The sequence below is a fragment of the Sphingomonas kyeonggiensis genome, from assembly GCF_030812785.1.
GTDB lineage: Bacteria > Pseudomonadota > Alphaproteobacteria > Sphingomonadales > Sphingomonadaceae > Sphingomonas > Sphingomonas kyeonggiensis_B.
Map to the genome: position 1 here is coordinate 841,996 of NZ_JAUSTJ010000002.1, position 25,389 is coordinate 867,384.

At 67.5% G+C, this 25,389-nt stretch carries 25 protein-coding genes and 1 tRNA gene; 11 read left to right on the plus strand and 15 right to left on the minus strand.

Going from position 1 to position 25,389, the window contains the following annotated elements; translation table 11 throughout:
* Nucleotides 1–431: 431 nt before the first annotated feature.
* The 3 genes from J2W22_RS13465 to J2W22_RS13475 all read right to left on the minus strand — a co-directional run bounded on the left by J2W22_RS13465 (nt 432) and on the right by J2W22_RS13475 (nt 2,693).
* Nucleotides 432–1,043: a CC0125/CC1285 family lipoprotein gene (locus J2W22_RS13465; RefSeq protein WP_307118753.1), complete on the minus strand. Its 612-nt coding sequence runs from the start codon at nt 1,041–1,043 to the stop codon at nt 432–434.
* A gap of 124 nt (nt 1,044–1,167) precedes the next feature.
* Nucleotides 1,168–1,680: a phosphoribosyltransferase gene (locus tag J2W22_RS13470; RefSeq protein ID WP_307118754.1), complete on the minus strand. Its 513-nt coding sequence runs from the start codon at nt 1,678–1,680 to the stop codon at nt 1,168–1,170.
* Entirely contained in the window at nt 1,677–2,693 is a 1,017-nt protein-coding gene (locus J2W22_RS13475) for an adenosine deaminase (protein ID WP_307118755.1), read from the minus strand. Before J2W22_RS13475 ends, J2W22_RS13470 begins: the two co-directional genes overlap by 4 nt.
* A gap of 82 nt (nt 2,694–2,775) precedes the next feature.
* On the opposite strand from J2W22_RS13475, the gene J2W22_RS13480 reads away from it, so the two are divergent.
* Nucleotides 2,776–2,967 carry a KTSC domain-containing protein gene (locus J2W22_RS13480; RefSeq protein ID WP_307118756.1) on the plus strand — a complete coding sequence of 64 codons (192 nt, stop codon included), beginning with the start codon at nt 2,776–2,778 and terminating at the stop codon, nt 2,965–2,967.
* Here J2W22_RS13480 and J2W22_RS13485 read toward each other — a convergent pair.
* Complete coding sequence (locus tag J2W22_RS13485) at nt 2,945–4,030, minus strand: AraC family transcriptional regulator (RefSeq protein WP_307118757.1); 1,086 nt, start codon at nt 4,028–4,030, stop codon at nt 2,945–2,947. The genes J2W22_RS13480 and J2W22_RS13485 overlap by 23 nt on opposite strands.
* A 325-nt stretch (nt 4,031–4,355) precedes the next feature.
* Between J2W22_RS13485 and J2W22_RS13490 the strand changes: the two genes are divergently transcribed.
* Nucleotides 4,356–5,021 (plus strand): sensor histidine kinase, encoded by a 666-nt coding sequence (locus J2W22_RS13490; protein ID WP_307118758.1) that lies wholly within the window; start codon nt 4,356–4,358, stop codon nt 5,019–5,021.
* 152 nt (nt 5,022–5,173) lie between these two features.
* On the opposite strand, the gene J2W22_RS13495 is transcribed toward J2W22_RS13490, so the two are convergent.
* From J2W22_RS13495 to moaA, 3 genes are all read right to left on the minus strand, one after another.
* A tRNA-Asn gene (locus J2W22_RS13495) sits at nt 5,174–5,248 on the minus strand.
* A gap of 72 nt (nt 5,249–5,320) precedes the next feature.
* Nucleotides 5,321–6,091 carry an NAD kinase gene (locus J2W22_RS13500; RefSeq protein ID WP_307118759.1) on the minus strand — a complete coding sequence of 257 codons (771 nt, stop codon included), beginning with the start codon at nt 6,089–6,091 and terminating at the stop codon, nt 5,321–5,323.
* Complete coding sequence (gene moaA / locus J2W22_RS13505) at nt 6,088–7,086, minus strand: GTP 3',8-cyclase MoaA (protein WP_307118760.1); 999 nt, start codon at nt 7,084–7,086, stop codon at nt 6,088–6,090. Before moaA ends, J2W22_RS13500 begins: the two co-directional genes overlap by 4 nt.
* Before the next feature lie 59 nt (nt 7,087–7,145).
* Here moaA and J2W22_RS13510 point away from each other — a divergent pair, with 59 nt between their 5' ends.
* A complete protein-coding gene (locus J2W22_RS13510) occupies nt 7,146–9,128 on the plus strand; it encodes a putative bifunctional diguanylate cyclase/phosphodiesterase (protein WP_307118761.1) in 1,983 nt (660 codons plus the stop codon).
* Nucleotides 9,125–9,511 carry a hypothetical protein gene (locus J2W22_RS13515; RefSeq protein WP_307118762.1) on the plus strand — a complete coding sequence of 129 codons (387 nt, stop codon included), beginning with the start codon at nt 9,125–9,127 and terminating at the stop codon, nt 9,509–9,511. Before J2W22_RS13510 ends, J2W22_RS13515 begins: the two co-directional genes overlap by 4 nt.
* Nucleotides 9,512–9,620: 109 nt before the next feature.
* Here the strand turns inward: J2W22_RS13515 and J2W22_RS13520 are convergent, their stop codons facing one another.
* The 4 genes from J2W22_RS13520 to J2W22_RS13535 form a co-directional block, all read right to left on the minus strand.
* The gene (locus J2W22_RS13520) at nt 9,621–10,085 is read right to left on the minus strand and encodes a GAF domain-containing protein (protein WP_307118763.1); all 465 of its coding nucleotides are present in this window, start codon (nt 10,083–10,085) and stop codon (nt 9,621–9,623) included.
* 333 nt (nt 10,086–10,418) lie between these two features.
* Complete coding sequence (locus tag J2W22_RS13525) at nt 10,419–11,891, minus strand: protoglobin domain-containing protein (protein ID WP_373422992.1); 1,473 nt, start codon at nt 11,889–11,891, stop codon at nt 10,419–10,421.
* Between the two features lie 133 nt (nt 11,892–12,024).
* A complete protein-coding gene (gene mfd / locus J2W22_RS13530; RefSeq protein ID WP_307118765.1) occupies nt 12,025–15,480 on the minus strand; it encodes a transcription-repair coupling factor in 3,456 nt (1,151 codons plus the stop codon).
* A gap of 241 nt (nt 15,481–15,721) precedes the next feature.
* On the minus strand, nt 15,722–15,988 hold the full coding sequence (locus tag J2W22_RS13535; RefSeq protein WP_307118766.1) for an FAD assembly factor SdhE: 267 nt from the start codon (nt 15,986–15,988) through the stop codon (nt 15,722–15,724).
* Nucleotides 15,989–16,181: 193 nt separating this feature from the next.
* On the opposite strand from J2W22_RS13535, the gene J2W22_RS13540 reads away from it, so the two are divergent.
* The 4 genes from J2W22_RS13540 to J2W22_RS13555 all read left to right on the plus strand — a co-directional run bounded on the left by J2W22_RS13540 (nt 16,182) and on the right by J2W22_RS13555 (nt 19,769).
* The gene (locus tag J2W22_RS13540) at nt 16,182–16,388 is read left to right on the plus strand and encodes a hypothetical protein (RefSeq protein ID WP_307118767.1); all 207 of its coding nucleotides are present in this window, start codon (nt 16,182–16,184) and stop codon (nt 16,386–16,388) included.
* A gap of 53 nt (nt 16,389–16,441) precedes the next feature.
* Nucleotides 16,442–18,499, plus strand: a complete 2,058-nt coding sequence (recG, locus tag J2W22_RS13545; protein WP_307118768.1) for an ATP-dependent DNA helicase RecG — start codon at nt 16,442–16,444, stop codon at nt 18,497–18,499.
* 67 nt (nt 18,500–18,566) lie between these two features.
* Nucleotides 18,567–19,361, plus strand: coding sequence for a helix-turn-helix domain-containing protein (locus tag J2W22_RS13550; protein WP_307118769.1), 795 nt, complete (start codon nt 18,567–18,569; stop codon nt 19,359–19,361).
* A 201-nt stretch (nt 19,362–19,562) separates the two neighbouring features.
* Nucleotides 19,563–19,769, plus strand: a complete 207-nt coding sequence (locus J2W22_RS13555) for a hypothetical protein (RefSeq protein WP_307118770.1) — start codon at nt 19,563–19,565, stop codon at nt 19,767–19,769.
* A 2-nt stretch (nt 19,770–19,771) separates the two neighbouring features.
* On the opposite strand, the gene J2W22_RS13560 is transcribed toward J2W22_RS13555, so the two are convergent.
* The 3 genes from J2W22_RS13560 to J2W22_RS13570 form a co-directional block, all read right to left on the minus strand.
* Nucleotides 19,772–20,092: a PilZ domain-containing protein gene (locus J2W22_RS13560; protein ID WP_307118771.1), complete on the minus strand. Its 321-nt coding sequence runs from the start codon at nt 20,090–20,092 to the stop codon at nt 19,772–19,774.
* Nucleotides 20,093–20,197: 105 nt separating this feature from the next.
* Complete coding sequence (tyrS, locus tag J2W22_RS13565; protein ID WP_307118772.1) at nt 20,198–21,424, minus strand: tyrosine--tRNA ligase; 1,227 nt, start codon at nt 21,422–21,424, stop codon at nt 20,198–20,200.
* A gap of 34 nt (nt 21,425–21,458) precedes the next feature.
* A complete protein-coding gene (locus J2W22_RS13570) occupies nt 21,459–21,806 on the minus strand; it encodes an ArsR/SmtB family transcription factor (RefSeq protein WP_307118773.1) in 348 nt (115 codons plus the stop codon).
* A 104-nt stretch (nt 21,807–21,910) separates the two neighbouring features.
* Between J2W22_RS13570 and J2W22_RS13575 the strand changes: the two genes are divergently transcribed.
* On the plus strand, nt 21,911–22,657 hold the full coding sequence (locus J2W22_RS13575) for a glucose 1-dehydrogenase (protein WP_307118774.1): 747 nt from the start codon (nt 21,911–21,913) through the stop codon (nt 22,655–22,657).
* Between the two features lie 28 nt (nt 22,658–22,685).
* On the opposite strand, the gene J2W22_RS13580 is transcribed toward J2W22_RS13575, so the two are convergent.
* A complete protein-coding gene (locus tag J2W22_RS13580; RefSeq protein ID WP_307118775.1) occupies nt 22,686–23,612 on the minus strand; it encodes a DMT family transporter in 927 nt (308 codons plus the stop codon).
* A gap of 56 nt (nt 23,613–23,668) precedes the next feature.
* On the opposite strand from J2W22_RS13580, the gene J2W22_RS13585 reads away from it, so the two are divergent.
* Together J2W22_RS13585 and J2W22_RS13590 are read left to right on the plus strand one after the other, a co-directional pair.
* Entirely contained in the window at nt 23,669–24,190 is a 522-nt protein-coding gene (locus J2W22_RS13585; protein WP_307118776.1) for a DOMON-like domain-containing protein, read from the plus strand.
* Nucleotides 24,187–25,383 (plus strand): exo-beta-N-acetylmuramidase NamZ family protein, encoded by a 1,197-nt coding sequence (locus J2W22_RS13590; RefSeq protein WP_307118777.1) that lies wholly within the window; start codon nt 24,187–24,189, stop codon nt 25,381–25,383. Before J2W22_RS13585 ends, J2W22_RS13590 begins: the two co-directional genes overlap by 4 nt.
* Nucleotides 25,384–25,389 lie beyond the last annotated feature (6 nt).

Consider the following 25,389-nt stretch of genomic DNA (forward strand, 5'->3'; position numbering starts at 1 on the left):
CAACATTCCGTCATCCCCGCGCAGGCGGGGATCCAGAGCCAAGGGCAACGCCGCCTGCAACGCTGGATCCCCGCCTGCGCGGGGACGATGATTCTCGGGGTGTGCGCCCTTTTGCTCCCCGGCCTTCGTCGGGGAACCTTGCAATGTAGGATTTCGTCTGCTCGGCTCGCGCGGCTAGCCTCGAGGCTGGCTGCTCTTTGATTCCGTTGGAAAAATGGGATCAAGCGCTCGCAAGAATGTTGCGAGATGCGCGGCGATGCCGGGAATTGTGTCAACTTGAGTGACCCGAAAACCCGCTCCTGGCCTGTACTTTGTGTACTTTGACGAGTCGCTTCGCGGGACGATGTTGGAAGGCCGGTGAAAACAAAAAAGGGAGGACCTCAGGCCCTCCCCAAACCCCTCCCGCAAGCGGAAGGGGCTTTCTTGTTCGCTTACTTCGGCGACGGCATCTGGATCGACGGGCCGAGGCGATTGACCACCTCGTGCGCGTCGAAGGCGCGGACATTGTCGCCGGGCTTGGGGCCCTTGCCCATCACCACTTCGGCCATCGCCTCATATTGGGTGACGGTGCGATAGTCCCAGTCACGGTCGCGCCAGAAGGGATCGTCATAGAAGGGATCCCAGCTGCGCCAGCCCCAGCGCGGGCCGCGATAGAAGCGCCAGGACGGGCTCCAATAGCCCCAGGGACCACCGCCCCAGCCCGGGCCGCCCCATGCGCCCGGCGTGCGGACGACATCGGTCTTCTTCTCGGTATCGCGATCCGCGAGCACGAAATAGTCGAAGCCCTGCTGCAGGGTCAGCTCGGCGGCACGGTAGAGCAGATAGCGCTCGACCGTCTCGCGTGCCGTCAGGCTGTTACCGGCGAAGCTGACGCGGAAGCGATTGCCTTCGATCTGCGTGTCCGAATAGCCGTTGCGGCTGGTCGGGCCCGCACCGGTGGCGGGCTGATAGGGGGTCGCGGTCATACAGGCGGACAGCGAGATGCTGCCGGCGAGGATGAGAGCAAGCGCTGCGAACCGAGGGCGCTTGGGAGTTCTCAACATGGTTCCTCCGGAGTTTAAAAGTCTGGGCACTGCGATGACGGAACGAACGCGCGCCGGCAGGGATGTGTCCACGACGGAGCGTGCCATAAGTACGATTGACGGCGGCTGAACGACCTGCGGCAAGTCACGCGAGTCGCTCGGGAACTTCCATCGCCTCCACGGCGAGGGTCTCGCGCGGGGCCATGGCCTCCCAGGGGAAGACGAACCAGTCCTTGTCGACCGATCGGTCGATTTGGCGGGACCGGTAGTCGACCCGCTGCGAGGAGCGGACATTGTCGAGCAGCACGGCGAAGCGGATGCGGCTGGCGATGGCGCCTTCGCCGGCCAGCGCGTTGCGGATCTCGCCGATCGTCCTGCCGCTGTCGTTGATGTCCTCGACGAACAGCAGCCGGTCGCCGTCGCGGGTCCGTCTGGCGAGCACCGCGACCAGTTCCTCGCCGAACTGGGCGATCCTGGTCGAATGGTCGATCGAGACCAGCGGCAGGCCCATGCGGTGCGACAGGAACACCGCCGGCGTCAGTCCGCCGCGGCCGATGCCGACGAGCAAGGTCGGGGTCCAGGCTTCCGCCGCCTCGGCAATGGCATGGACGCCCGCGACCATCTCGTCATGGGTGAAATGGGTGAAGACGATGCTCAAGCGTGTTCCTCCGCATAGGCGTCTACCTTGGCGAGATGCGCGGCAACTTCCGCATCGGAAAGGAACGAACCGAGGAAACTGTTCCGTGCCAGCGTCACCAGGTCGCGCCTGCTGAGCGCGCGGCCCTGGGCGATCGCCCGGTAATTGTCGGCGACATAGCCGCCGAAATAGGCCGGATCGTCGGAGTTGACCGTGGCGCGCAGGCCAAGCTCCAGCATCCGGTCGATCGGATGGACGTCGACCGAGGCGACGTTGCACAGCTTGACGTTTGAGAGCGGGCAGACGGTGAGCGTCATCGAAGAGCGGGCGAGGCGGGCGATCAGCGCCGGATCCTCGAGGCTGCGATTGCCATGGTCGAGCCGGTCGACCGCAAGCAGGTCAAGCGCCTCCTCGACATAGGCGGGCGGGCCTTCCTCGCCGGCATGGGCGACGCGCTTGAGGCCCATCGCGGCGGCGGCGGCGAAGACGCGCTCGAACTTGGAGGGCGGGTGGCCGAGTTCTGAGGAGTCGAGGCCGACGCCGGCGATCCGGTCGAGCCAGGGCTGGGCCTGGGTCAGCGTCTTGAACGCGTCTTCCTCGTCGAGATGGCGCAGGAAGCAGAGGATCAGCTTCGAGGTGATGCCCAGCCGCTGCTCGGCCTCGTCCATGCCGGCGAGCAGGCCGTTGGCGACCACGCCGAAAGGAATGCCGCGATGCGTGTGGGTCTGGGGATCGAAGAAGATCTCGGCATGGACCACGCCGTCCTTCGCCACGCGCTCGAAATAGGCCAGCGCGAGATCGCGGAAATCCTCCTCGGTGCGCAGCACGTCGGCGCCGGCATAATAGATGTCGAGAAAGTCCTGGAGGTTCGAGAATTCATAGGCCGCCCGCACTTCCTCGACCGAGGCGAAGGGGATGGCGACATTGTTGCGCTGGGCGAAGGCGAACATCTGCTCGGGCTCGAGGCTGCCCTCGATGTGCAGATGAAGCTCGGCCTTGGGCAGCCCGGCGATGAAAGTGTCGAGATCGCGCATCGACGGAACATCGCAGGCGCGCGGGGGAGTCGCAAGGGGAGCGGTGCGGCTAGCTGCGCGTTGAAGGGGGATGCCGTCGAGCGTGATCCGAAGCTGGGCCTATGACGAAGCCGAACACCGGCTCGACATCGTCTTTATTAGCGGGCGCCGCTACAGCTATCACCGGGTGCCGGCGCGGATCGCGGAGGGCATGAAGAAGGCGATCTCAAAGGGCCGCTATTTCAACCACCGGGTGCGTGATCGCTTTGCCTTTACAGAGGCGGCGGCGCGTTGAGCCCCGGCCAGCCGGTACGGGCTGGGTCGTCCTCCGCCGGTGGCGGCTGCGGAGGCGGCGGATCGTCGCTTGCCGAGCGGCGCCAAGCGCTGGGCGACATGCCGAATTCGGAGGTGAACCAGCGGGTGAAGGCCGCGGGCGACGCATAGCCGAGCATCTCGCCGACCGTGGCGACGGGCTGGACGTTGTTGAGCAGATGGCGGACCACCAGCTCGCGCCGGACGCCGTTGAGCACTGCGCTGAACCCGGTTCCCTCCGCTTCCAGCCGGCGCTGCAGCGTGCGCGGGGAGATGCCGATCTGGCGCGCCACGCTCTCGATGGAGGCGTTGCCCGATGCGAGCATGAGATACAGGGCGCGGCGGGTGCGATCGGTTTCGGAGATCGGTGGCGCGGCGGGGAATTGCGCCTCGAAATAGCTGTTCGCATAGGCGGCGAGGTTCGAGCGGTAGCTCGGGTTGCGCGCGCGCAGCGCCTCGCGGTTGTAGACCACGCCGTTGATGTCGCTGCCGAAGATCACCGGGCAGCCGAGCACGCGGTGATGCACTTCGAGCGAGCGCGGGGCGGCGTGCATGAAGTGCAGGCATGCCGGTTTCCACGCGTCGCCGCCCACTTCGGTGAAGGCACGCGACAGGATGGCGGCGACTGCCTCGTGGGCCTGGCGCGGCACGAAGTCGATATTGCTGACGATCTGGGTGCGCACCACGGCGCTGTCGCCCTCGATCTCGAGGTGGAAGGTGAGCAGGTCGCCGAGCAGATGCTGATAGCGGATCAGCGTGCGGATCGCGTCTTCGAGCGTTTCCTGCTGCTGGAGGACGAGGCTGACGGGGCCGAGCGAGGAAAGGTCGCGGCGCTCTGCGATCAGCATCGCGAATTGTGGGCAATTGGCCTCCATCGCCGAACGTTCGAGGATGGAGGCTATCGCACCTCTGGGCAGCCGCTCCTCCGGATTGCGTAATTGGGAGGGGCTGACGCCGGTGTCGGCAAGAATGCGATAAGGATCGAGGCCAACTTCGAGGGCGACCGACACATAGTTCATCAATATGGCTGCACGTCCTGAGGTCATGCAGGGCCCTCCCCATGCCCGGAGTGCATCCGGAACATTCCGAATCTTATGCAGCGTGGCGCAAACTGCCAAGTGGCTGGCGTGAAATGCAAAGCAGCTTGTCGCAGCTCATCATAAAGAAGACTTGGGAACCGGTTTCCTGGGCAGGGACCGGTCGGGGCACGGAGAAAATAACATGGGGTTCGATGGCGCATCGGCCGTCAGGTGCGATGTTGGTAGCGGTAACGGTCCGAATCTGGGGGCCGAGTCGATTCCTTTCCCGGCAAATGATTCGCCTGTCGGCTGCTCACTCGGCGAGCCCGATGCGCGCGCGCGGCTGACGGCGATGAGCGCGATGGCGGCGGCGATGGCGCATGAGCTCGCCCAGCCGCTGACTGCGGCGAGCAATTACATGGAAGGTTGCGCAGCGGTGATCCGCCAGCGGATCCACGGCCTCGAGCAGCTGCTCGGCTATATCGAGGACGCCGCGGCCCAGACCGCGCGCGCGTCCGATATCGTGCTGCGCATGCGAGCCTTCGTGAAGACCGGCGCGATCGATGCGCGGCCCGAATGCCTGGTCGAGATGCTCGACGCAGTGAGCGCGCGGCTGTCGAGCCTCGAGGACGTCGAAGTCGTCCGCAGCTTCGCGCCGGGGGCGACCTGCGTGCTGGGCGATCGCATCCAGCTCGAGATGGTGCTGTCGAACCTGCTGCTCAACGCGGCGCAGGCGATGTGGAACAGCCCGGTACGCCGGATCGAGATCGCCACCTGGACCGAAGGCAGCCGCATCCGCATCCGCGTCGCCGATACCGGGCCGGGCGTCGCCCCGGCGATCCGCGAGCATCTGTTCGAGCCGATGGTGAGCACCAAGATCGACGGCACGGGTCTTGGCCTGGCGATCTCGCAGACGATCGTCGACGCGCATGACGGCACGTTGACCATCGAGCCTTCCGAACCGGGCGAGGGCGCGGTCTTCGTCCTGACGCTGCCGCGCGGCCCCGAGTTCATCTGACACCTTCCCCCCGAGGGCCTTCCACCAAGGCCCTGAAGCCCCGCCCGTTCCCCCACGGGCGGGGCTTTTTCGTGCGGCGAACATGACGAACATCGCGCACGCACGAATGCGCTGCGATTTTAGGAAAGTCTCTGATTTTCAAGAGGTTGTGGTGGCTCCCTGAGTAGGATTCGAACCTACGGCCGCTCGATTAACAGTCGAGAGCTCTACCGCTGAGCTATCAGGGATCACCATCTTTCCGCGCGGTGAACCGCGGCGGAGGCGGCCCTATGCAGCGGGTTTTGGAGGATTGCAAGGGGTCAGGCGACGAATTGTTCCATCGTAATGCGATCATCGAGCGCATGCTCGGGATCGAAGAGCAGAGTGAGGTCGCGGTGATGGTCGATTCCGATCTCGACCTGCGCCACGTCGCGCACTTCGCGCTGGTCCGCGACGGCGCTGACCGGGCGCTTGTCCGCCTCGAGTACGCGAATCGAGATGCGCGCCTTGTCGGGGAGAATCGCCCCGCGCCAGCGCCGCGGCCGGAAGGGGCTGATCGGCGTCATCGCCAGCATCCCCGAGCCGAGCGGCAGGATCGGGCCCTGGACCGAGAGATTGTACGCAGTCGAGCCCGCAGGCGTCGCGATGAGCATGCCGTCGCAGACCAGCTCGGGCAGCACCACGCGATCGTTGACGGTGATCTCGAGCTTCGCGGTCTGGCGGGTCTCGCGCAGGAAGGAGACTTCGTTGATCGCAGGCATCTCGAACCGCTCGCCGGCGGCATTGACCGCCTCCATCCGCAGCGGGCTGACCTTGAACGGCTTGGCTCGCGCCAGCCGCTCGTCGAGCCCCTCGCGCCGCCAGTCGTTCATCAGGAAGCCGATCGTGCCCAGGTTCATGCCGAACACGGGGACGTTGCGGCGACCCTCGAGCAGCGTGTGCAGGGTCTGGAGCATGAAGCCGTCGCCGCCCAATGCGACGATCGCTTCGGCCTGTTCGAGCGGCACCCAGTCATAGGCCTCGCGCAGCTCGTCGGCGGCGAGCTGGGCAGGTTCGGTGGGCGATGCGAACAGCGCGCGGAGCTGGCTCATCCGCCGGTAACGCTCATGTGGCGGCGCGTGGCCGGCGCGACGCCGGCGGCAATGCGGAAATCGTGGCGCGCGGGCTTGCGGCGCAGCGCGCCGTCGATCGCGTCGTCGAGGCCGGCGACCCCATGGCCGCGCAACGCGGCCTTGAGATCCACGCCCTCGTCATGGCCGAGGCACATATAGAGCTTTCCATCGGTGGCGAGGCGGACGCGGTTGCATCCGTCGCAGAAATTGGCGCTGAGCGGCGTGATCAGGCCGAGCCGCGTCTCGGTGCCCGCAACGCGCCAATAGCGTGCCGGGCCGCCGGTGCGGTGGGTGTCGGGAAGCAGCTCGAAGCGATCGCGGAGGTCGGCGAGCACGCCGGTGAGCGGCAGGAAGCGATCGGTGCGATCCTCGTCGATCTCGCCAAGTGGCATGGTCTCGATCAGCGTCAGGTCCATGCCGCGCTCGGCCGCCCAGCCGAGCATCGGGGCGATCTCGCCCTCGTTCAGCCCCTTGAGCGCGACCATGTTGAGCTTGACCGCAAGGCCGGCGGCCTGGGCGGCGGTGATGCCCGCCAGCACCTTTGCGATGTCGCCATGGCGGGTGATGTGGCGGAAGACCTGGGGATCGCGGCTGTCGAGGCTGACATTGACCCGGCGCACGCCGGCATCGGCCAGGGCGCCGGCATGCTCGTCGAGGCGGGTGCCGTTGGTGGTGAGGGTGACTTCGTCGAGCCCCTGGCCAAGATGGCCGCCGATGTGGCGGACCAAGTCGAGCGTGTCGCTGCGCACGAGCGGTTCGCCGCCGGTGAGGCGGATCTTGCGCACCCCGCGCGCGACGAAGCGATCGGCGACCAAGGCCAGCTCGTCGAGGCTCAGCAATTCGCTGCGCGGCAGGAAGCGCATGTTCTCCGACATGCAATAGCGGCAACGCAGGTCGCAGCGATCCGTGACCGAAATGCGCAAATACTGGATCGCGCGGCCATGTGCGTCGATCAAGGCGGGCGCGGCTGCCATACAAGAGCAGGTAAGCTTGAAGATAGCGGCGGGCAAGCGTTCGCGTTATCGAGGGCGGAATGTCTGAAGATTTCACAGTCATCGAAAGCGCCAACGCTGATGCGGCACCGGTGTTCGTCCTCAGCTTCCGCCAGCGCGACGAAGTGGCGGCGGCCGCGGCGGGAGGCGGCTGGCGGGTCGTCGCGGCGCGACGCTCCGATGCGCTGGAACGGCGCTTCCTGGCGAGCGGTGCCGCCGTCGCAGTGATCGACGCGCGCGGGGCGCTCTCCGAGGGGATGGACGCCTCCAAGGTGCTAGGGGCGACGATCGAGGCGCACGGCGCGGCGATGCTGATCCTCGTCTCGCAGAGCGACACCGTGCACATGCGGCATTTCTTCGACGCGGGCGCGACGCACTTTCTGTCGAGCCCGATGTCCTCGGCGGCGATGGCGCATGCGATTCGCTTCGCCCAGCGCCATGTCGAGCGGCTCTCGGGCTGGCACGGCCAGGAGAAGGGGCCGCCCGAGCCGCTGGGCTGGCGCTTCGATCCCGGCATGCGCTCGCTCCAGCTGACCCCGGCATTGGCGAGCCTGCTCGGCCTGCCCGAGGCGCCGGGCACGCGGAGCTTCTTCGCTCGGCTCGATCCGGCAGACCGGACGCTCGCGCGCAGCGCATTGAAGCGGTTGAACGCGGAGACGCCCTCCACTGCCTTCGCCCATGACCTGGCCGGGGTGGGGCGGGTGGTGCAGCACCTGCAATATGACGCCCAGACCAACCGGCTGCACGCGCTGGTCGAGGCGCTGGGCGTGGCGCCCGACGCCAATGCAGCGGTGCGCGACGCGCTGACCGGCGCGCGCGACGGGCCCAGCGCGCGGCGCTGGATCGACCGGCGCCTGGCCGAGGGCGGCAAGGCGGGCGTGATCCTGATCGGGCTGACCCGGTTCGACACTGTGAACACCGCCTATGGCCGCAATGTCGGCGACGAGCTGCTGCGCAGCGTCTCGCGGCGGGTGGGCGAAGTGGCCCGCGACGCACTGGGCAAGGGCGCGATCGTCGCGCGGATCGGCGGATCGGAATTCCTCGTCGCCAGCGACGATGCCGATGCGGCGCGCATCGGCACCGCGCTGGCCCGGCTGGAGGATGCGCTGGCACGGCCCTTCGTCGCAGGCGGCGACATCGCGCCGCTCGGTGCCCGGCTGGTGACCGCGGAGAGCCGGGCTGGCGACAGCGCCGCGATCCTGCTCCGCCGGGCGAGCGAGACGCTGCTCGGCGACGTGCCGCTGGAGAAGGGCGCGCCGCCGGTCGACGCGCTGGTCGACAACCTCCACCGCGCGCTGGAGCGCGGCGAGATCGGCGTGTTGTTCCAGCCCCAGGTCTCGATCGCCACCGGACAGATTGTCGGCGTGGAGGCGCTGGCGCGCTGGAACCATCCGGAGTTTGGCGAGCTGGGCGCGGAGACGCTGTTCGCCGCGGCCGAGCGGGCGGGGCTCGATGCGACCCTGTCCGACCATGTCCAGCGCCGTGCGCTCGCCGCTGCCGCCAACTGGCCAATGTCGCTGAGCAAGCTGCGCCTGTCGATCAACGTCACCGCCGCCGATGTCGCCCGTTCGGGCTTCGTCGATGCGCTGCTCGGCCGGATCGATGCGAGCGGTTTCCCGCGCAACCGCCTGACCGTGGAGCTGACCGAGAGCGGGATCATGTCCGACCTGGGCGAGGCGGCACGGCTGCTCACCCTGTTGCGCGCGGCGGGGTGCCGGGTGGCGATCGACGATTTCGGCACCGGCTATTCGAGCCTCGCCTATCTGAAGGCGCTGCCGCTCGATTATCTGAAGATCGACAAGAAGCTCAGCCAGGACATCACCGGCTCGCACCGCGATCGGGTGGTGGTGCGCGGAGTGATCGACATGGCGCGCTCGCTGGGGCTCGCCGTGGTCGCGGAAGGGGTGGAGACACCTGAGCAGCTCGACCTGCTCGCCAAGGAAGGCTGCCAGTATTTCCAGGGCTTCCTGTGCGCCGGGCCGGTCGACGTGCCGGCGCTCGCCCAGCTGGTGAGCCGGGCATGAGCGATCCGCGGGACATGAGCGGCGTCTGGTACGGCCATTATGCGAGCAGCTCCGGCAGCGAGCACAATGGCTTCATCGCGGTGCTGGAAGAATCGGGCGGGGTGTTCTCCGGATCGATCAGCGAGCCCGACGGAGGGGGCGGGGTGCGCCGCGCCTCGGTCGCCGGGCGGCGCAGCGGCGGGCTGATCCAGTTCGTGAAGCAATATCGCGGACGCTTGAACCACGCGGTGCTCTACGAAGGCGGCGTGGACGACCAGGGCCTCCAGGCGAGCGGCAACTGGACGATCGACCTCGCCGCGGCGGGCGGCTTCAGCATGGCGCGGGAGAAATTCTCGATCGAGGAGCTGGAGGCGGAGATCGAGGAGGGGGTTGAGGTCCGCTGAGTGGACTCTTCTGCCCCCCTTCCTCCTGCGGGAGGGGTAGGGGCTGTAAGCAGGCTCCGACGACGTCAGGGAGGATAGCCCCTCCCGCAAGCGGAAGGGGGACTAGTGGTCAAACCGCCGGATCGGCGCCGCGGCCCTCGGTGACGCGGTTCAGCGTGACGCCGGCATAGCGGGCCAGGCTGCCGAGCAGGGCAGTGGTGCTCGGGTCGGCCGGGCCGGAGGTGGCCCAATAGGCGCCCATCGCCATGCTCGGGCCCATCAGCCCGATCGGATACATCGACATGCTGCGTACGAAGGTGGGGCGATAGGCGTCCACCGGCACCCGGTCATCCTCATAGATGTCCGGGATGTGGATCGGCCGGGCCTCGACAATCGCGAGGCCCGAGATGCAATTCTCGATCGGGAAGTCCGAGCCGCTCCATAGCGGGGACATCGCGTCCTCGGCGATATAGGCCACGCGATCGCCGCTGCGCCGGATGACGGTGACGCCATCGCAGCGGGCGATCTTGCGCGCGCACTCCCGCAGCACGGTGACCAGTTCGTCGATCGAGTTGGCGCGCGACAACCGGGCCATAGCTTCGGTCAACAATCGGCGTTGGTCGAAACTATCCGGCTCCCTCAAGCCTAGCTCCCCACGAGCGGCCCCATTCGGGGTCACGCCTGATTCCATCACATCCGTCACGGCCTGATACGCAGCCTTGCTCTGGTTGGTTCAACACGAAACCTGCCAAATCGGGTCGGCTTCAATACAACGAAGCCCACAAAGGCGCGGAGACCGCCGGCGGGCTCCCAAAGCCCTGCCGGAGCGGCCATGCGCGCCGATCGACAAACTTTCCCGGACATCCTGAACGCAGTTGCAGCATGCGCAACTACGCAAAAATACCGGGGGGGTCGTGCCGGCGGCCTTCTAGAAGGGCGCACGCAGTGCCGAGACCGCGGCGGCGGGCAGGTTGCGCACGCTGCCGCTGATGATCGGATGCCGGCCGTTCGCGCATGCGGCACGGTCCGCGGCATCGGTGTGGAAGGCGGCGGTCAGCTCGGCGAGCGTTTCGGCTTCCTGGCTCAGCGTGCGCGTGGCGGCGGAGGTCTGCTCGACCATCGCGGCGTTCTGCTGCGTGCCCTGGTCCATCGTGCCGATCGCCGTCGAGACTTCGCCGATCGCGACGGCCTGGGCGTTGTTGTCCTGCGCCATGGTGCCGAGCAGCGAATGGACCTCGCCGACATCGCTGGAGATGTTGGCGAGCGCGCCATCGACCTTCATCACCGCGTCTACCGCGGTGACGACTTCGGCCTGGGTGTGGGTGAGCTGCTCGCGGGCGCGGCCGGCTTCCTCCTCGGCGCGCATGGCGAGGGCGGAGACGAGGTCGGCGACCACCGCGAAGCCGCGGCCAGCCTCGCCGGCGCGGCCTGCTTCCACCGCAGCGTTCATCGCGAGAACGCGGGTCTGGAAGGCGATCTTGTCGAGACCCTCGATCACGGCGTCGATGCCCTTGGCGCTTTCCGACACGCGGTGCATCGCCTCGACCGCCTGGCCAGCGATGCTGCGGCCGTCATCGACGGTGGCGATGGCCTGGTCGGCGCGGACGACGGTCGACTGGGCGGCCTGGGCGGTGTTGCGCGAGCGGCTGTCCATCTGGGTGACCGCGGCGCTGGTCTGCTCGAGGCTGGCGGCATTGGCCTGGGTGCGGCGGGCGAGATCGTCCGAGGCCTGGGCGATCTCGTGGATCGTGCCATTGATCCGCCGGGTGCCGGCGGCGACCGCGGTGATCATCGCGCGCATCTTGTCGAGCGTGTGGTTGTAGCTGCGCTCGAGCGAGGCATAGGTGGCGGGCATCTGCGAGAGCTGGCGGGTGAGGTCGCCCTCGGCGAGCGCGGCGAGCGCCTCGTCGAGCGTCTGGACCGCCTTTTCGCGGGCGGCCTGCTCCTCCTCGATATAGAGCGAGATCGACAGCTCCATGTCGAGCAGCGCAGCCTTGACCAGCGCGGCGGGCAGGGTGGCGGCGGCGCGGGGGCGCAGCACGCCGAGCAGGCGGCGCCACAACGAGGTGCAGGCCATGGTCTCGTTGAGCAACTGCTCCAGTACCAGCGCATAGCCGCCGACATACCAGCGCGGCTCGAGCCCGATACGGGCATGGGTGGCGCCGATGCGGCGGACGCTCTGGTAATAGCTGTCGTCGAAGCGTGCCTCGACGATATGCGCCCAATGCTTTTCCTGTGCCGACTGGGCGCCGCGCATGTGATCGGGATTGGCGAAGAAGCGGGCGGTCTCAGGCGTCTGGCGGACGCGGGCGTAGAAATGGTCGAGGGCCTTGCCGATCACCGAGCGGATCAGCGCGCTGCTGCCCGAAAGCGTGGCGCGCTGGGCGGCATCCATCTCCATGAACGCGAGACGGGGCGAAAGAGGATCGGTCACTTCTGGAGTTCTCCCAAGGGGTTTGCTCCCATTCTAGGAAGACTCCCCCCGGGCGGTGCCTTGCGCCTTGTTTTACCGGGCCACTATTGATTCCGGTCAATCATCCGGCGGCCTTGGCGAGCCCGCGCGAGAGCTGGAGCGCGCCGTTGAGCCGGGCCTGAGGGGTGGCCCAGGCGCGGGTGATAACCAGCTTCATGTCCGGCCGCAGCTTGGCGGTGCCCTCTAGCTTGTCGACATAGGCGAGCAGGCCCTCGACATTGGGGAACTTGTCGTCGTGGAAGGTGACCAGGGCGCCCTTGGGGCCGACGTCGAGCTTGGCGATGCAGGCGCGCTTGGCGTTGAGCTTGGCCTCGATCAGGGTGATCAGATTCTCGGTCGCCTCGGGCAGTTTGCCGAAGCGGTCGATCAGCTCCGCAGCGAAGGATTCGATCCCGCCTCGGTCCTCGATCTCGTTGAGGCGACGATAGAGGCCCATGCGGAGATCCAGGTCGGGGACATAGTCCTCCGGGATCATGATCGGGGCGTCGACGGTGATCTGCGGCGACAGGTCGCGCGGGCGTTCGTCGCGCAGGCCGCCGGCCTTGGCGTCGAGGATCGCCTCCTCGAGCATCGACTGGTAGAGTTCGTAGCCGACTTCCTTGATATGGCCCGACTGCTCGTCGCCGAGCAGGTTGCCGGCCCCGCGGATGTCGAGGTCGTGGCTGGCGAGCTGGAAGCCGGCGCCGAGGCTCTCGAGGTCGGAGAGGACCTTGAGCCGCTTTTCCGCCGCCTCGGTCATCAGCCGCTGGGCGGGGGTGGTGAGATACGCATAGGCGCGCGTCTTGGAGCGGCCGACGCGCCCGCGCAGCTGGTAGAGCTGGGCGAGGCCGAACTTGTCGGCGCGGTTGATGATCAGCGTGTTGGCCGAGGGGATGTCGATGCCGCTTTCGATGATCGTCGTGGAGACGAGCAGGTCGTATTTGCGGTCGTAGAAGGCGGACATCCGTTCCTCGACTTCGCCCGCCGCCATCTGGCCATGCGCGACGACATAGCGGATCTCGGGCACGTCGTTGCGCAGGAACTCCTCGATCTCGGGCAGGTCCGAGATGCGCGGTGTGACGAAATAGGCCTGGCCGCCGCGATAATGTTCCCGAAGGAGCGCCTCGCGCAGGACGACGGGGTCCCAGGGCATGACATAGGTGCGCACCGCGAGACGGTCGACCGGCGGGGTCTGGATCACCGACAGTTCGCGCAGGCCGGACATCGCCATCTGCAGCGTGCGCGGGATCGGGGTGGCGGTGAGGGTGAGGACGTGGACGTCCGCCTTCATCGCCTTCAGCCGCTCCTTGTGGGTGACGCCGAAGCGCTGTTCCTCGTCGACGATGACGAGGCCGAGCCGCTTGAACTCGACATTCTTGGCGAGCACTGCGTGGGTGCCGACGACGATGTCGATCGTGCCGTCGGCGGCGCCTTCCTTGGTCGCCTTGGTCTCGGTGGTGCCGACCAGGCGCGAGAGGCGGCCGACCTTGATCGGGAAGCCCTCGAAACGCTGCGAGAAGTTGTTGAAGTGCTGGCGCGCCAGGAGCGTGGTCGGGCAGACCACCGCGACCTGCATGCCGGCCATCGCGGCGACGAAGGCGGCACGTAGCGCGACCTCGGTCTTGCCGAAGCCGACATCGCCGACGATGAGCCGGTCCATCGGACGGCCTGCCGCCAAATCCTCGAGCACGTCGCCGATCGCGCGGTCCTGGTCGTCGGTCTCCTCATAGGGGAAGCGATCGACAAAGGCGGGGTAGCCGCCGGCATCGGGCTCGGCGACTTCGGCGGGGCGGGTGGCGCGCTTGGCCGCGGTGGCGATGAGCTCGCCCGCGATCTCGCGGATCCGCTCCTTCATCCGGCTCTTGCGCCGCTGCCACGCCTCGCCGCCCAGCTTGTCGAGCGTCGCGCCTTCCTCGCCCGCGCCGTAGCGGCTCAGGACCTCGAGATTCTCTACGGGCACGTAGAGCTTGTCGCCGCCGGCATAGGTGAGGGCGACGCAGTCGTGCGGCGCCTTCTGCACCGGGATCTGGGTCAGCCCCTCATAGCGGCCGATGCCGTGATCGACGTGCACGACCAGGTCGCCGGGCGAGAGCGTCGCCAGCTCGTTGAGGAAGGCGTCGGTCGACTTGCGGCGCTTGGCGCGGCGGACGAGGCGGTCGCCGAGCATGTCCTGCTCGGTGAGCACCGACACGTCGGGTGCGGCAAAGCCATGATCGAGCGGCAGCACGATCATCGCGACGGCGCTGTCGGCGATGCCCATCGCCTCATGCCAGTTCTCGGCCTTGCGCGCGGTCTTGAGGCCGTGATCGGCGAGCAGCCCGGTCAGGCGCTCGCGAGCGCCGTTCGAATAGCTGGCGAGGATCGGCTTCCTGCCCGCCTTGCGCAGTTTGGCGATGTGCTCGACCACTGCCTCATAGACATTGGTGCCGGCGGCGCGCTCGGGCGCGAAATCGCGGGGGCCGTCGACGTTGAAGTCGAGGACCGTGGCGCTTTCGGGCTCGTGGAAGGGCGTCGAAGTGTGGGCCGGCCAGTCGGCGAGGCGCTTTTCCCACTCGCTGGCGACCAGATAGAGCGCATCGGCGGCAAGCGGGCGGTAGCTGCCCGGATCGGCCGACTGGGCGCGGACGCGGTTGGACTGATAGTCGGCGATCGCCTCGAACCGGGCCTCGGCGGCGCCGGCATCGCCCGCATCGCGGACCAGGATCGCGTCGTCCGGGAGATGCTCGAACAGGGTTTCGAGGCGTTCCTCGAACAGCGGCAGCCAATGCTCCATGCCGGCGAGGCGGCGGCCGTCGCTGATCGCCTGGTAGAGCGGATCGCCGGTGGCGGTGGCGCCGAATTTCTCGCGGTACCGGGTGCGGAAGCGCTTGACCGACTCCTCGTCGAGCAGTGCCTCCGAGGCGGGGAGCAGGGTGAAGCCGTCGATGCGGCCGGTGGTGCGCTGGTCGGAGGGATCGAAGGTGCGGACGCTCTCGATCTCGTCGCCGAAGAAGTCGAGGCGCAGCGCCTGCTCGGAGCCGCTCGGGAACAGATCGACCAGGCCGCCGCGCACGGCGAACTCGCCGGAATCGTGCACCGTGTCGACGCGGACATAGCCGTTCGCCTGGAGCAGCACCGCGAGCTTGTCGAGGCCGATGCGCTCGCCGGGCGCGAGGCGGGCGACGAGCTGGCGGATGCGGAAGGGCGTCAGCGTACGCTGGGTGACGGCATTGACCGTGGTGACGAGCAGGCGCGGCTTGTTCGATCCCGCCTGGAGCGCGTGGAGCGTGGCGAGACGCTCGGCCATGACGCGCAGCGTCGGGCTGGCGCGGTCATAGGGAAGGCAATCCCAGGCCGGGAAGTTGAGGACCTCGAGCTCGGGCGCGAAATAGGGCGCGGTGCTGGCCACGGCGCGCATCGCCGCCTCGTCGGGCGCGACGAACACGGTGAGCCGTCCCGAGCGCGCCAGATCGGCGAGCATCCAGGGGAGGAAGCCGGTGGGGGCGCCCGCAAGGGTGAGGGGCTTTTGCGCGGAGAGGATGGTCTTGAGGTCGGGCATCTTGGCTCTTCTCCCTCTCCCCTTCAGGGGAGAGGGCGGGGGAGAGGGGCAGGGTGGGGAGGGCGGGGTTCTTGGGCGCGCGCCCCCCCCCCCCCCCCCCCCCGGGGGGGGGGGGGGGGGGGTGGGGGGGGGGGGGGGGGGGGGGGGGGGGGGGGGGGGCGGCCCCCCCCCGGGGGGGGGGGGGGGGGGGCTTCTTGCCCCTCTCCCCGACCCTCTCCCCGCGAGCGGGGAGAGGGAGAGGTTATTCCGAAATCGGCACGTAATTCAGGGTCTTGAGGGCGTTCATTACCGTGCCGGCATAGCGTTCCGGCACGGCAGCGGTTCCCATTGCCCAAGCCATGATGTCGACGTCCTGCTCTTCGAGCAGGGCCTCGAACAGGTCCATCTCGGCGTCGTTCCAGCCTTCGCCATGCTGGTCGAAGAAGCCGCCGATCAGCAGGTCGGCTTCCTTCACGCCGCGGTGCCAGGCACGGAAACGCAGGCGCTTGAGACGGATTTCGCGGTCCATTCGGTCCTCAACGGCAAATGGCCGGCAGCGCGAAAATGCGCGGTCGGCGAAAGACGGGATACGGTTTCCCAGATAGGTCGCCGCGCAAGTGAACGCCAGCGGCAACTTAATCGCGCCATTCTCGCGCGATTGCGCCCGCTTCGCCGGCGATCCTCCTAGAATGGAAGACATTCTACGGTGAGGCTGTTTCCATATGCGTTTCGTGATGCTCAAGTCGATCAACGGCGACCCGATCCTGGTGAACATCGCTTCCGTGCGCACCGTGGCGACGATCAACATGGCCGGTGACGATGTGGGCGTGCTTTCGTTCGACGGCGCACACGAAGTGGTGGTCGGCTCGACCGTGAACGAAGTGCTCGCGGCGATCGAGGCGGCCGGCCAGCGGATCGTCTCCCACTGATCGTTGCGCGCGCCCCCTAGCGGCGCGCCGACCCAGGAGCTACCTCGGGCCCGATGCGGCCCGATGTCCTCAATCCACTCTTTGCCGAAGTCACGGCGCTCAAGGGGATCGGCCCGACGCTGGCCAAGCCGCTCGAACGGCTGGGCCTGGCGCGGGTCGTCGACGTCGCCTTCCATCTGCCCACCGGCTTCATCGACCGGATCCCGCGCAGCGAGCTGATGGCATCGGATGCGGGCCGGGTCATCGCGATCGAGCTGACCGCGACGAGCTATCGCTTCGGCAGCAGCCCGCGCTCGCCCGCCCGGGTGCAGGCGGTGGACACGCATGGCAATCATGTCTCCCTGGTCTTCTTCGGCGGCAATTCGGGCTGGGCGAAGAAGCTGCTCCCCCTCAACGAGAAGCGCTGGGTCTCCGGCAAGCTCGACCAATATGGCCAGGAGCTGCAGATCGTGCACCCCGAGGTCGCCGTGCCCGAAGAGGCGGACGGCGGCGGGCGCGAGGCGATCTATCCTTGTTCGGAGGGCATCACCTCCAAGCGGATCGCGGCGATGGCCGCCCAGGCGATCGAGCGCGCGCCCGAGCTGCCCGAATGGATCGAGCCCAGCCTGAAGGACCGCCACCAATGGCCGGGCTGGAAGGAAGCGCTCGCCCGCATCCATGCCGACCCCGCGGATGCCAAGGCGCGCGAGCGGCTCGCCTATGACGAGGTGTTCGCCAACCAGCTGGCGCTGATGCTGGTGCGCGGCGAGGCGCGGGCCAAGCGCGGGCGGCCGCTGACCGGCGACGGGCGGCTGCGCGACCGGCTCCAGCTGCCCTATACGCCAACCGGCGCGCAGAGCCGCACGATCCGCGAGATCGAGGGCGACATGGCGCAGAGTCAGCCGATGCTGCGCCTGCTCCAGGGCGATGTCGGCGCGGGCAAGACCCTGGTGGCGACGATGGCGCTGCTGATCGCCGCCGAGGCCGGCGCGCAGGGCGCGATGCTGGCGCCGACCGAGATCCTCGCCCGCCAGCATTACGAGAATCTCTCTCGCATGCTCGCCGGGCTCGACGTGCGCATCGCGATCCTCACCGGGCGCGACAAGGGCAAGGCCCGTGAGGCGACGCTGATGGGGCTCGCCGCCGGCGAGATCGATATCCTGGTCGGCACGCATGCGATCTTCCAGCAGGGCGTGACCTATCGCGACCTGGGGCTGGTAGTGGTGGACGAGCAGCATCGCTTCGGCGTGGCCGAGCGGCTGATGCTGCAGGCCAAGGCGCAGGTGCCGCCGCATCTGCTGGTGATGACCGCCACGCCGATCCCGCGCACGCTGCAGCTTGCCTCGCATGGCGAGATGGACGTCAGCCGACTCGACGAGATGCCGCCGGGCCGCCAGCCGATCCAGACCACGGTGATCGCCGAGGACAAGCTCGATGCGGTGATCGCGGGGCTGGGCCGGCATCTGGAGGCGGGGAAACAGGCCTATTGGGTGTGCCCGCTGGTCGAGGAGAGCGAGAAGACCGATCTCGCCGCCGCCGAGCATCGCGCCGCGACGCTGACCGCGCGGTTCGGTGCCAAGGTCGGGCTGGTCCATGGCCGGATGAAGGGGCCGGAGAAGGACGCGGTGATGGCGCGCTTTTCCTCGGGCGAACTGGGCGTGCTGGTGGCGACCACGGTGATCGAGGTCGGCGTCGACGTGCCCAATGCGACGCTGATCGTGATCGAGGCGGCGGACCGGTTCGGCCTGGCCCAGCTTCACCAGCTGCGTGGGCGCGTCGGGCGGGGCGGGGGGCAGTCGCACTGCATACTGCTGCGCGGCGACAAGCTGAGCGAGACCTCGCGGGCGCGGCTGGCGCTGATGCGCGATACGACCGACGGCTTCCTGATCGCCGAGCGCGACCTGGAGCTGCGCGGGGCGGGTGAGATCCTCGGCACCCGGCAATCGGGCGAGCAGACCTTCCGGTTGGCGACGCCCGAGAGCCTGGCGACGCTGATCGCGGCGGCGAATGCGGATGCGCGGCTGCTGGAGGATCAGGACCGGTCGCTGCATTCGCCGCGCGGGGAGGCGGCGCGGGTGGCGCTGTACCTGTTCGAGCGGGATGCTGCGGTTAGTTTGCTTAGGGCGGGCTAAGACCGGTTCCGGGACACGAATTTTTCGGGGTAGCTGCGGCAATGTGCCTGACCTAGGTCGAGGGCGTATGAGTATCAGGGTGACCGAAGACTTCTGGGCGCTGACCGAGAAGGAGAAGCAGACCCTCCGCCTGATGGTCCGGGGCCATGACGCGAAGTCGATGGCGCGCAGCCTTGGCCTCTCCGTCCACACGATCAACGAGCGGCTTCGCGATGCGCGGCGCAAGATGGCGGTGTCGAGCAGTCGCGAGGCGGCGCGGCTGTTGCTGGAAGCCGAGGGCGGCGATCCGGGCGCGACCCCTGAATTGCCTGGCCCCGAATTGCTTGGGGACACGGAAATCGGGGCAGACCCGGCTTGGACGCCGATGGATCAGGGAGATGCGCCGGACAGCGGCGTGGGGCGGGCATATCGCCATCCCCGGATCCTCATCGGAGTCCTTCTCATGACGCTTGTTCTCGGACTTTCAGTGCTCATCGCCTTGCCGCATTTCGCCTCCGCGCCGCCGGCCGCGGCAAGTGCTTCCCGCGTGGCGGAGGACCCGGCGGTGGTGGATGCGGCGCGGCAATGGCTGGCGCTGGTGGATCAGGGGCGTTGGGACGAAAGCTACCGCGCGACGGGCGCGTCGTTCCGCAAGCTGAACACCGTCGAGGTCTGGACCGCGACGTCCCGCAGGGTACGCGTGCCACTTGGCGAGACGATCTCGCGGACCTTCCTCAGCCAGGAAAACCTGCCTGCGCCGCCCGCCGGCTATGAGGTGGTGAAGTTCCGCACCCGCTTCGCCAACAAGGCGGAGGTGGTGGAAACGGTCACGCTCGATTTCGAGGAGGGGAACTGGCGCGTCGTGGGCGTGACGGTCGAGTGACGCTGCCTGTGGCCGCGTTCCCGGCCGGGGGCGCGGCTGCTTTGCGAAGATCGTCATTTCGACGAAGGCCGGGATCTCGTGCGGTTCCTTCCCCGCGCCTTCGCCTGAGATCCCGGCTTTCGCCGGGATGACGGATAGAAGGCGTGGTCGCGCAAGCTTCCGGCGTGTATGCTGCAGACGCCGTTTGGGGAGCATGAATGCATGCAGAAGGATCGGAAGAGCCTGCTGATTGCCGTTGCGCTGATCGTCGCTGGCGTGGCCGCGTTCTTTCTCTTTCTGTTCGTCACGGGACATGATCCCGATGAGCGGCCGCTGACGCTTTTCGAGTGGGTGCTCGGCGGAATATTGATCGGCCCGGGGTTCGGCTATCTGCTCAAGGCGCGGAACGGGCAGGACCGCGGCGGATAAGGCTATTTCGCCTTCACCATCACCGAGATCAGCTCGTAATAGCTCGCCAGATCGATCGCCCGCTCGAACTGGCAGCCGATGCGGCCGCCGAGCGCCCAGCGGACTTCCGCCACCATCGTGCCGGCATGCGGCAGCACCACGCGGATGCGGTCGCCGGTCTCGAGCGTGTCGTCGCACCGTGCCATCAGGCCATGGGGCGAGATGTTGACGACGGTGAAGTCCAGCTGCTTGGCGTCGGGGCCGAAGGCGCGCGCGCGGTAATAGACGTCGTCGCGTCCTTCCCGCCGGGGATCCGAATAAGCCAGGTTCGATCCGAAACTCACGCAACGCCCCACAAACGCTTGAGTACGTATGCGGTAGTAGCGCTACCGCATGAAATTCCTTCCAACGAAGCTGCTTAACAGGGACTTATCGCGGGATCCGGAAGATTACGCAGGGGTGAGCAGGCCGTGCTTCTTCTTGCCGAAGCTGAGCTTGACCTGCGCCGTGACGGCGATGTCGAGCGCGGGGTCGTTCACCACCTGGTCGTCCACGCGGATCGCGCCCTCGGCGATCTTGCGGCGGGCCTCGCCCTTGGACGGGACCAGGCCGAGCGCGACCAGGCCGTCGACCACGTTGATGCTGCCGCCCTCGACCGCATGGGTCGGGAGCGAACCGCCGGCCGAGCCTTCCTCGAACACCTTGCGGGCGGTCTCGGCGGCTTCGTCGGCGGCGGCGCGGCCGCGGCACATGGCGGTGGCTTCGTTGGCGAGGACCTTCTTGGCCTCGTTGATGCCAGCGCCCTCGAGCGCCTCGAGCCGGGCGATCTCGTCGAGCGGCAGGTCGGTGAACAGGCGCAGGAAGCGGCCGACGTCGCGGTCGTCGGTGTTGCGCCAGAACTGCCAGTAGTCGAAGGCCGAGAGCTGGTCGTCGTTGAGCCAGACGGCGCCCGACATGGTCTTGCCCATCTTGCCGCCGTCCGCCGTGGTGATCAGCGGGGTGGTGACGCCGTACACCTCGGTGCCGTCGACGCGGCGGGCGAGCTCGATGCCGTTGACGATGTTGCCCCATTGGTCCGACCCGCCCATCTGCAGGCGGCACGCGGCGCGACGCGACAGCTCCAGGAAATCATAACCCTGGAGGATCATGTAGTTGAACTCGAGGAACGACAGCGATTGCTCGCGATCGAGCCGCAGCTTGACCGAGTCGAAGCTGAGCATGCGGTTGACCGAGAAATGCCGGCCGATGTCGCGCAGGAACGGGATATATTCGAGCTTGTCGAGCCACTCGGCATTGTCGACCATCACCGCGTCGGTGGGGCCGTCGCCGAAGGTGAGGAACTTCTCGAACACGGTCTTGATCGAGGCGACGTTCGACTGGATCACCTCGTCGGTCATCAGCTTGCGCGCCTCGTCCTTGAACGAGGGATCGCCGATCTTGCCGGTGCCGCCGCCCATCAGCACGATCGGCTTGTGGCCCGCCTGCTGGAGGCGGCGCAGCAGCATGATCTGGACGAGGCTGCCGACGTGCAGCGAAGGCGCGGTCGGGTCGAAGCCGATATAGCCGGGAACGATCTGCTTCGTTGCAAGCGTGTCGAGCGCCTCCGGGTCGGTGACCTGGTGGATATAGCCACGTTCGGAGAGCAGGCGGAGCAGATCGGACTTGAATTCGGTCATAGTGCGGGCCGCATAGCCGAGCGGAAGGCCGCTGTCATGCCTGTGGCGTATCGCAGGCCTTGTTGTCCGCATAGGCATTGAGGATCGCGGCGAGCAGGCCGGGGAAGCGTGCATCGACTTCGCCGCAGCGCGTCGTGTTGCGCATCTCCACGCCGTGGCGCTCGGAATGGATCAGCCCGGCATCGCGCAGCACCTTGAAATGCTGGGAGAGCGAGGACTTGGGGATGTCGCGCTCGCCCACTCGCGAGAAGGTGGTGCAGCCCTGGACGCAGCCCTGGCCGGCGACCTGAGCGAAGATCGCCGCGCGCACGGGATCGGACAACGCGTGGAGGATCGCCTCCACCGACACGTCCTCGATCGAAGGGTGAAACAGCGGCCGCATGAAATTTATCTAGGGGCTCTTGAAGTCTGGTTCAACAGTTCTGAAATCCTGAACTATGGGAGTAAGGGGCCATGTCGGCGTCCGGCCCATGGAGAATTTCAGTCATGTCGAAGCTCGCAGACAAGGTCGCGATCGTTACCGGGGCATCCAAGGGCATCGGTGCCGGCATCGCCAAGTCGCTGGCGGCGGAAGGCGCCGCGGTGGTGGTCAATTACGCGTCGAGCAAGGCCGGCGCGGATGCAGTGGTGAAGGACATCACCGATGCCGGCGGCAAGGCGATCGCCGTGCAGGCCGATGTCGCCAACGCCGACCAGGCGCAGGCGCTGGTCGATGCCGCGATCAAGGAGTTCGGCCGGCTCGACGTGCTGGTCAACAATTCGGGTATCTATGAATTCGCCTCGCTCGATGCGACGACCGAGGAACTGTATCGCCGCACCTTCGACGTGAACGTGCTCGGCGTGCTGCTCACTACCCAGGCGGCGGCGAAGCATCTCGGCGAGGGCGCGAGCGTGATTAACATCTCCTCGGCGGTCACCAGCCTCTTCCCGGCCGAATCGGCGGTGTACACCGGCACCAAGGGTGCGGTGGACGCAATCACCGGCGTGCTCGCCAATGAGCTGGGCCCGCGCAAGATCCGCGTCAACGCGATCAATCCCGGCGTGGTCGAGACCGAGGGCACGCATGCCGCCGGTTTCGTCGGGTCGGAGTTCTTCGACGCGATCATCGGCCAGACCCCGCTCGGCCGCGTCGGCTATCCGGACGACATCGCCTCGATCGCGGTGTTCCTGGCATCGGACGATGCCCGCTGGCTGACCGGCGAGAAGCTGACCGCCAGCGGCGGCCTGCGCTGAGCGAAGCACGGGGTGGGGCGGAAGCGCCTCACCCCGTTCTGCTTGGGCGCGTCACCATCCATATGCCGGCGCAGACCAGCAGCAATGCGGCGAGGTAGCTCCAGTGGAGCAGCGACTCGCCAAGGAAGATCGCCGAGAGCGCGACACCGAATACCGGGATCAGGAAGTTGAACGCGGCGATCAGGCCGACCGGGTTGTGCTTGAGGAGCAGGCTCCACAGCGCGAAGGCGACCGAGGAGAGCAGGGCGAGATAGAGCAGCAGCGCGCCCGCGGACGGGCTGGGGGCGGCGAGATGGCCCTGGCCCGTCAGGCCGGCCGCGGTGAGGATCAGGCCGCCGATGGCGAGCTGCCAGCCGGTCATCACCAGCGGATCCATGTCGCGCGACACGCGCTTGCCGTAGATCGAGGCGGCGGCGAGGACGAAGGCGGCGATGATCACGAAGCCTTCGCCGAGCAGGCTGAAATCGAAGTCGAGACGGCCGTTGCCGCCCAGATTCACCACCACCACGCCGAGAAAGCCGACCAGGCAGCCGAGCGCCTTGCGGCCGCTCAGCCGATCGTCGGCATAGAGGAAATGGGCGATCACCACGCTGAAGAACACGCCGGTCGCGTTCATGATTGAGGACTTCACGCCGCTGGCATGGGCGAGGCCGATATAGAAGAAGACGTACTGGAAGCCGGTCTGGGTGAGGCCGAGCAGTGCGACCTGGCGCCATTGCCGGCCGGGAAGCGCGAGGATCCGCCGGCCGGTCGCCGCGGCGAAGGCAAGCAGGATCGCACCGGCCAGGGCGAAGCGATAGCCGGCGAAGAGCAGCTGCGCGGCGGTATCCGCCTTGCCGATGCCGAACAGGACATAGCCGTTCTTGATCGCGGGATAGGCGCTCCCCCAGAGCAGGCAGCACAGGGTGGCGAGCAGGAATACGCCGGTACGGGACTGGTAGAAACGCGCGGACACGCCGGGCCCCCTAACCCATCTTCGCCGCGGGGCAAATCCGCGCTAGGCCGGGCGGCATGACGATCCATGTTCCGCTGATGCCGCACCCCGATCATCCGCCGCGTGGCGTGAAAGGCGTCGAAGTGACCGCTGATATAAGGCGCGGGGCGAGCGTCCTGACCTATCGTGTCGACGGACAGGCGCTGGTCCCGGCGCCTGCCGCGCCCGAGCGGACCGACGAACTGTGGAAGCACACCTGCTTCGAGCTGTTCGTGAAGCCGTCGGGCGGGGAGGGCTATTTCGAGTTCAACTTCGCACCTTCGACTGCCTGGGCCGCCTATCGGTTCGATGCCTATCGCGACGGAATGCGTGACCAGCCGCTCGATGCGCCGGTGGTCGAGCCGGTGGAAGACCGGGTGCGGGTTTCGATCGATCTCGGCGGGCTACCCGAGGGGGAATGGCGCGTGGCGATCACCGCGGTGATCGAGGAGGCGGACGGGACCAAATCCTATTGGTCCGCCGCGCACCCCGCCGGGAAACCGGATTTCCATGATCCGGCTTGCTTCGTGCTCGAACTCCCGGCACCCAGCGGCGCATGAAATTCGGCATCGACCGGCTCCTCGCGAGCCCTGAGCTTCGGCGTCCCCTCGAAGGCAGGCGCGTGGCGCTGCTCGCGCATCCGGCCTCGGTGACCGCGGACCTGACACACTCGCTCGATGCGCTGGTCGCGACCGGGCTCAACGTCTCGGCGGTGTTCGGCCCGCAGCACGGCGTGCGGGGCGACCTGCAGGACAATATGATGGAGTCGCCGGACTATACCGATCCCACTTACGGGATGCCGGTGTTCAGCCTGTACGGCGAGGTGCGCCGGCCGACCGGCCAGTCGATGGGCACGTTCGATACGATCCTGATCGACCTGCAGGACGTCGGCTGCCGCATCTACACCTTCGTGACGACGCTGCTCTATGTGCTCGAGGCTGCGGCCGAGCATGGCAAGAGCGTGTGGGTGCTCGATCGCCCCAATCCGGCCGGCCGGCCGGTCGAGGGCACGACGCTGCTGCCGGGTTGGGAAAGCTTTGTCGGCGCAGGCCCGATGCCGATGCGCCACGGCATGACGCTGGGCGAGATGGGCCATTGGTTCATCGAGCAGTTCAACCTCGACGTCGATTACCGGGTGATCGAGATGGAAGGGTGGCAGCCCGATGCCGCGCCCGGCTTCGGCTGGCCGCCCGAGCGCCCCTGGATCAACCCGAGCCCCAATGCCGCCAACGTCAACATGGCGCGGGCCTATGCCGGCACGGTGATGCTGGAGGGGACTCTGCTTTCCGAAGGGCGCGGCACCACGCGACCCCTGGAATTGTTCGGCGCGCCCGACATCGATGCGAAGGCAGTGATCGCGGAGATGCGGCGCCTGGCGCCGGAGTGGCTCGCCGGCTGTACCCTGCGCGACATCTGGTTCCAGCCGACCTTCCACAAGCATGTCGGCCAGCTCTGCTCGGGCGTGTTCATCCATGCCGAGGGTGGGGCCTATGACCACGCCGCGTTCCAGCCCTGGCGGCTCCAGGCGCTGGGCTTCAAGGCGATCCGCAAACTTTATGGCGATTACCCGCTGTGGCGCGACTTCCCGTACGAATATGTCTTCGACAAGCTGGCGATCGACGTGATCAATGGCGGCACCGACCTGCGCGAATGGGTGGACGACGCGGCGGCGCTACCGGGCGACCTCGATGCGCGGACCCGGCCGGACGAGGTGGCGTGGGTAGAGGCGCGGGCGCCGCATCTGCTGTACTGATTAGAT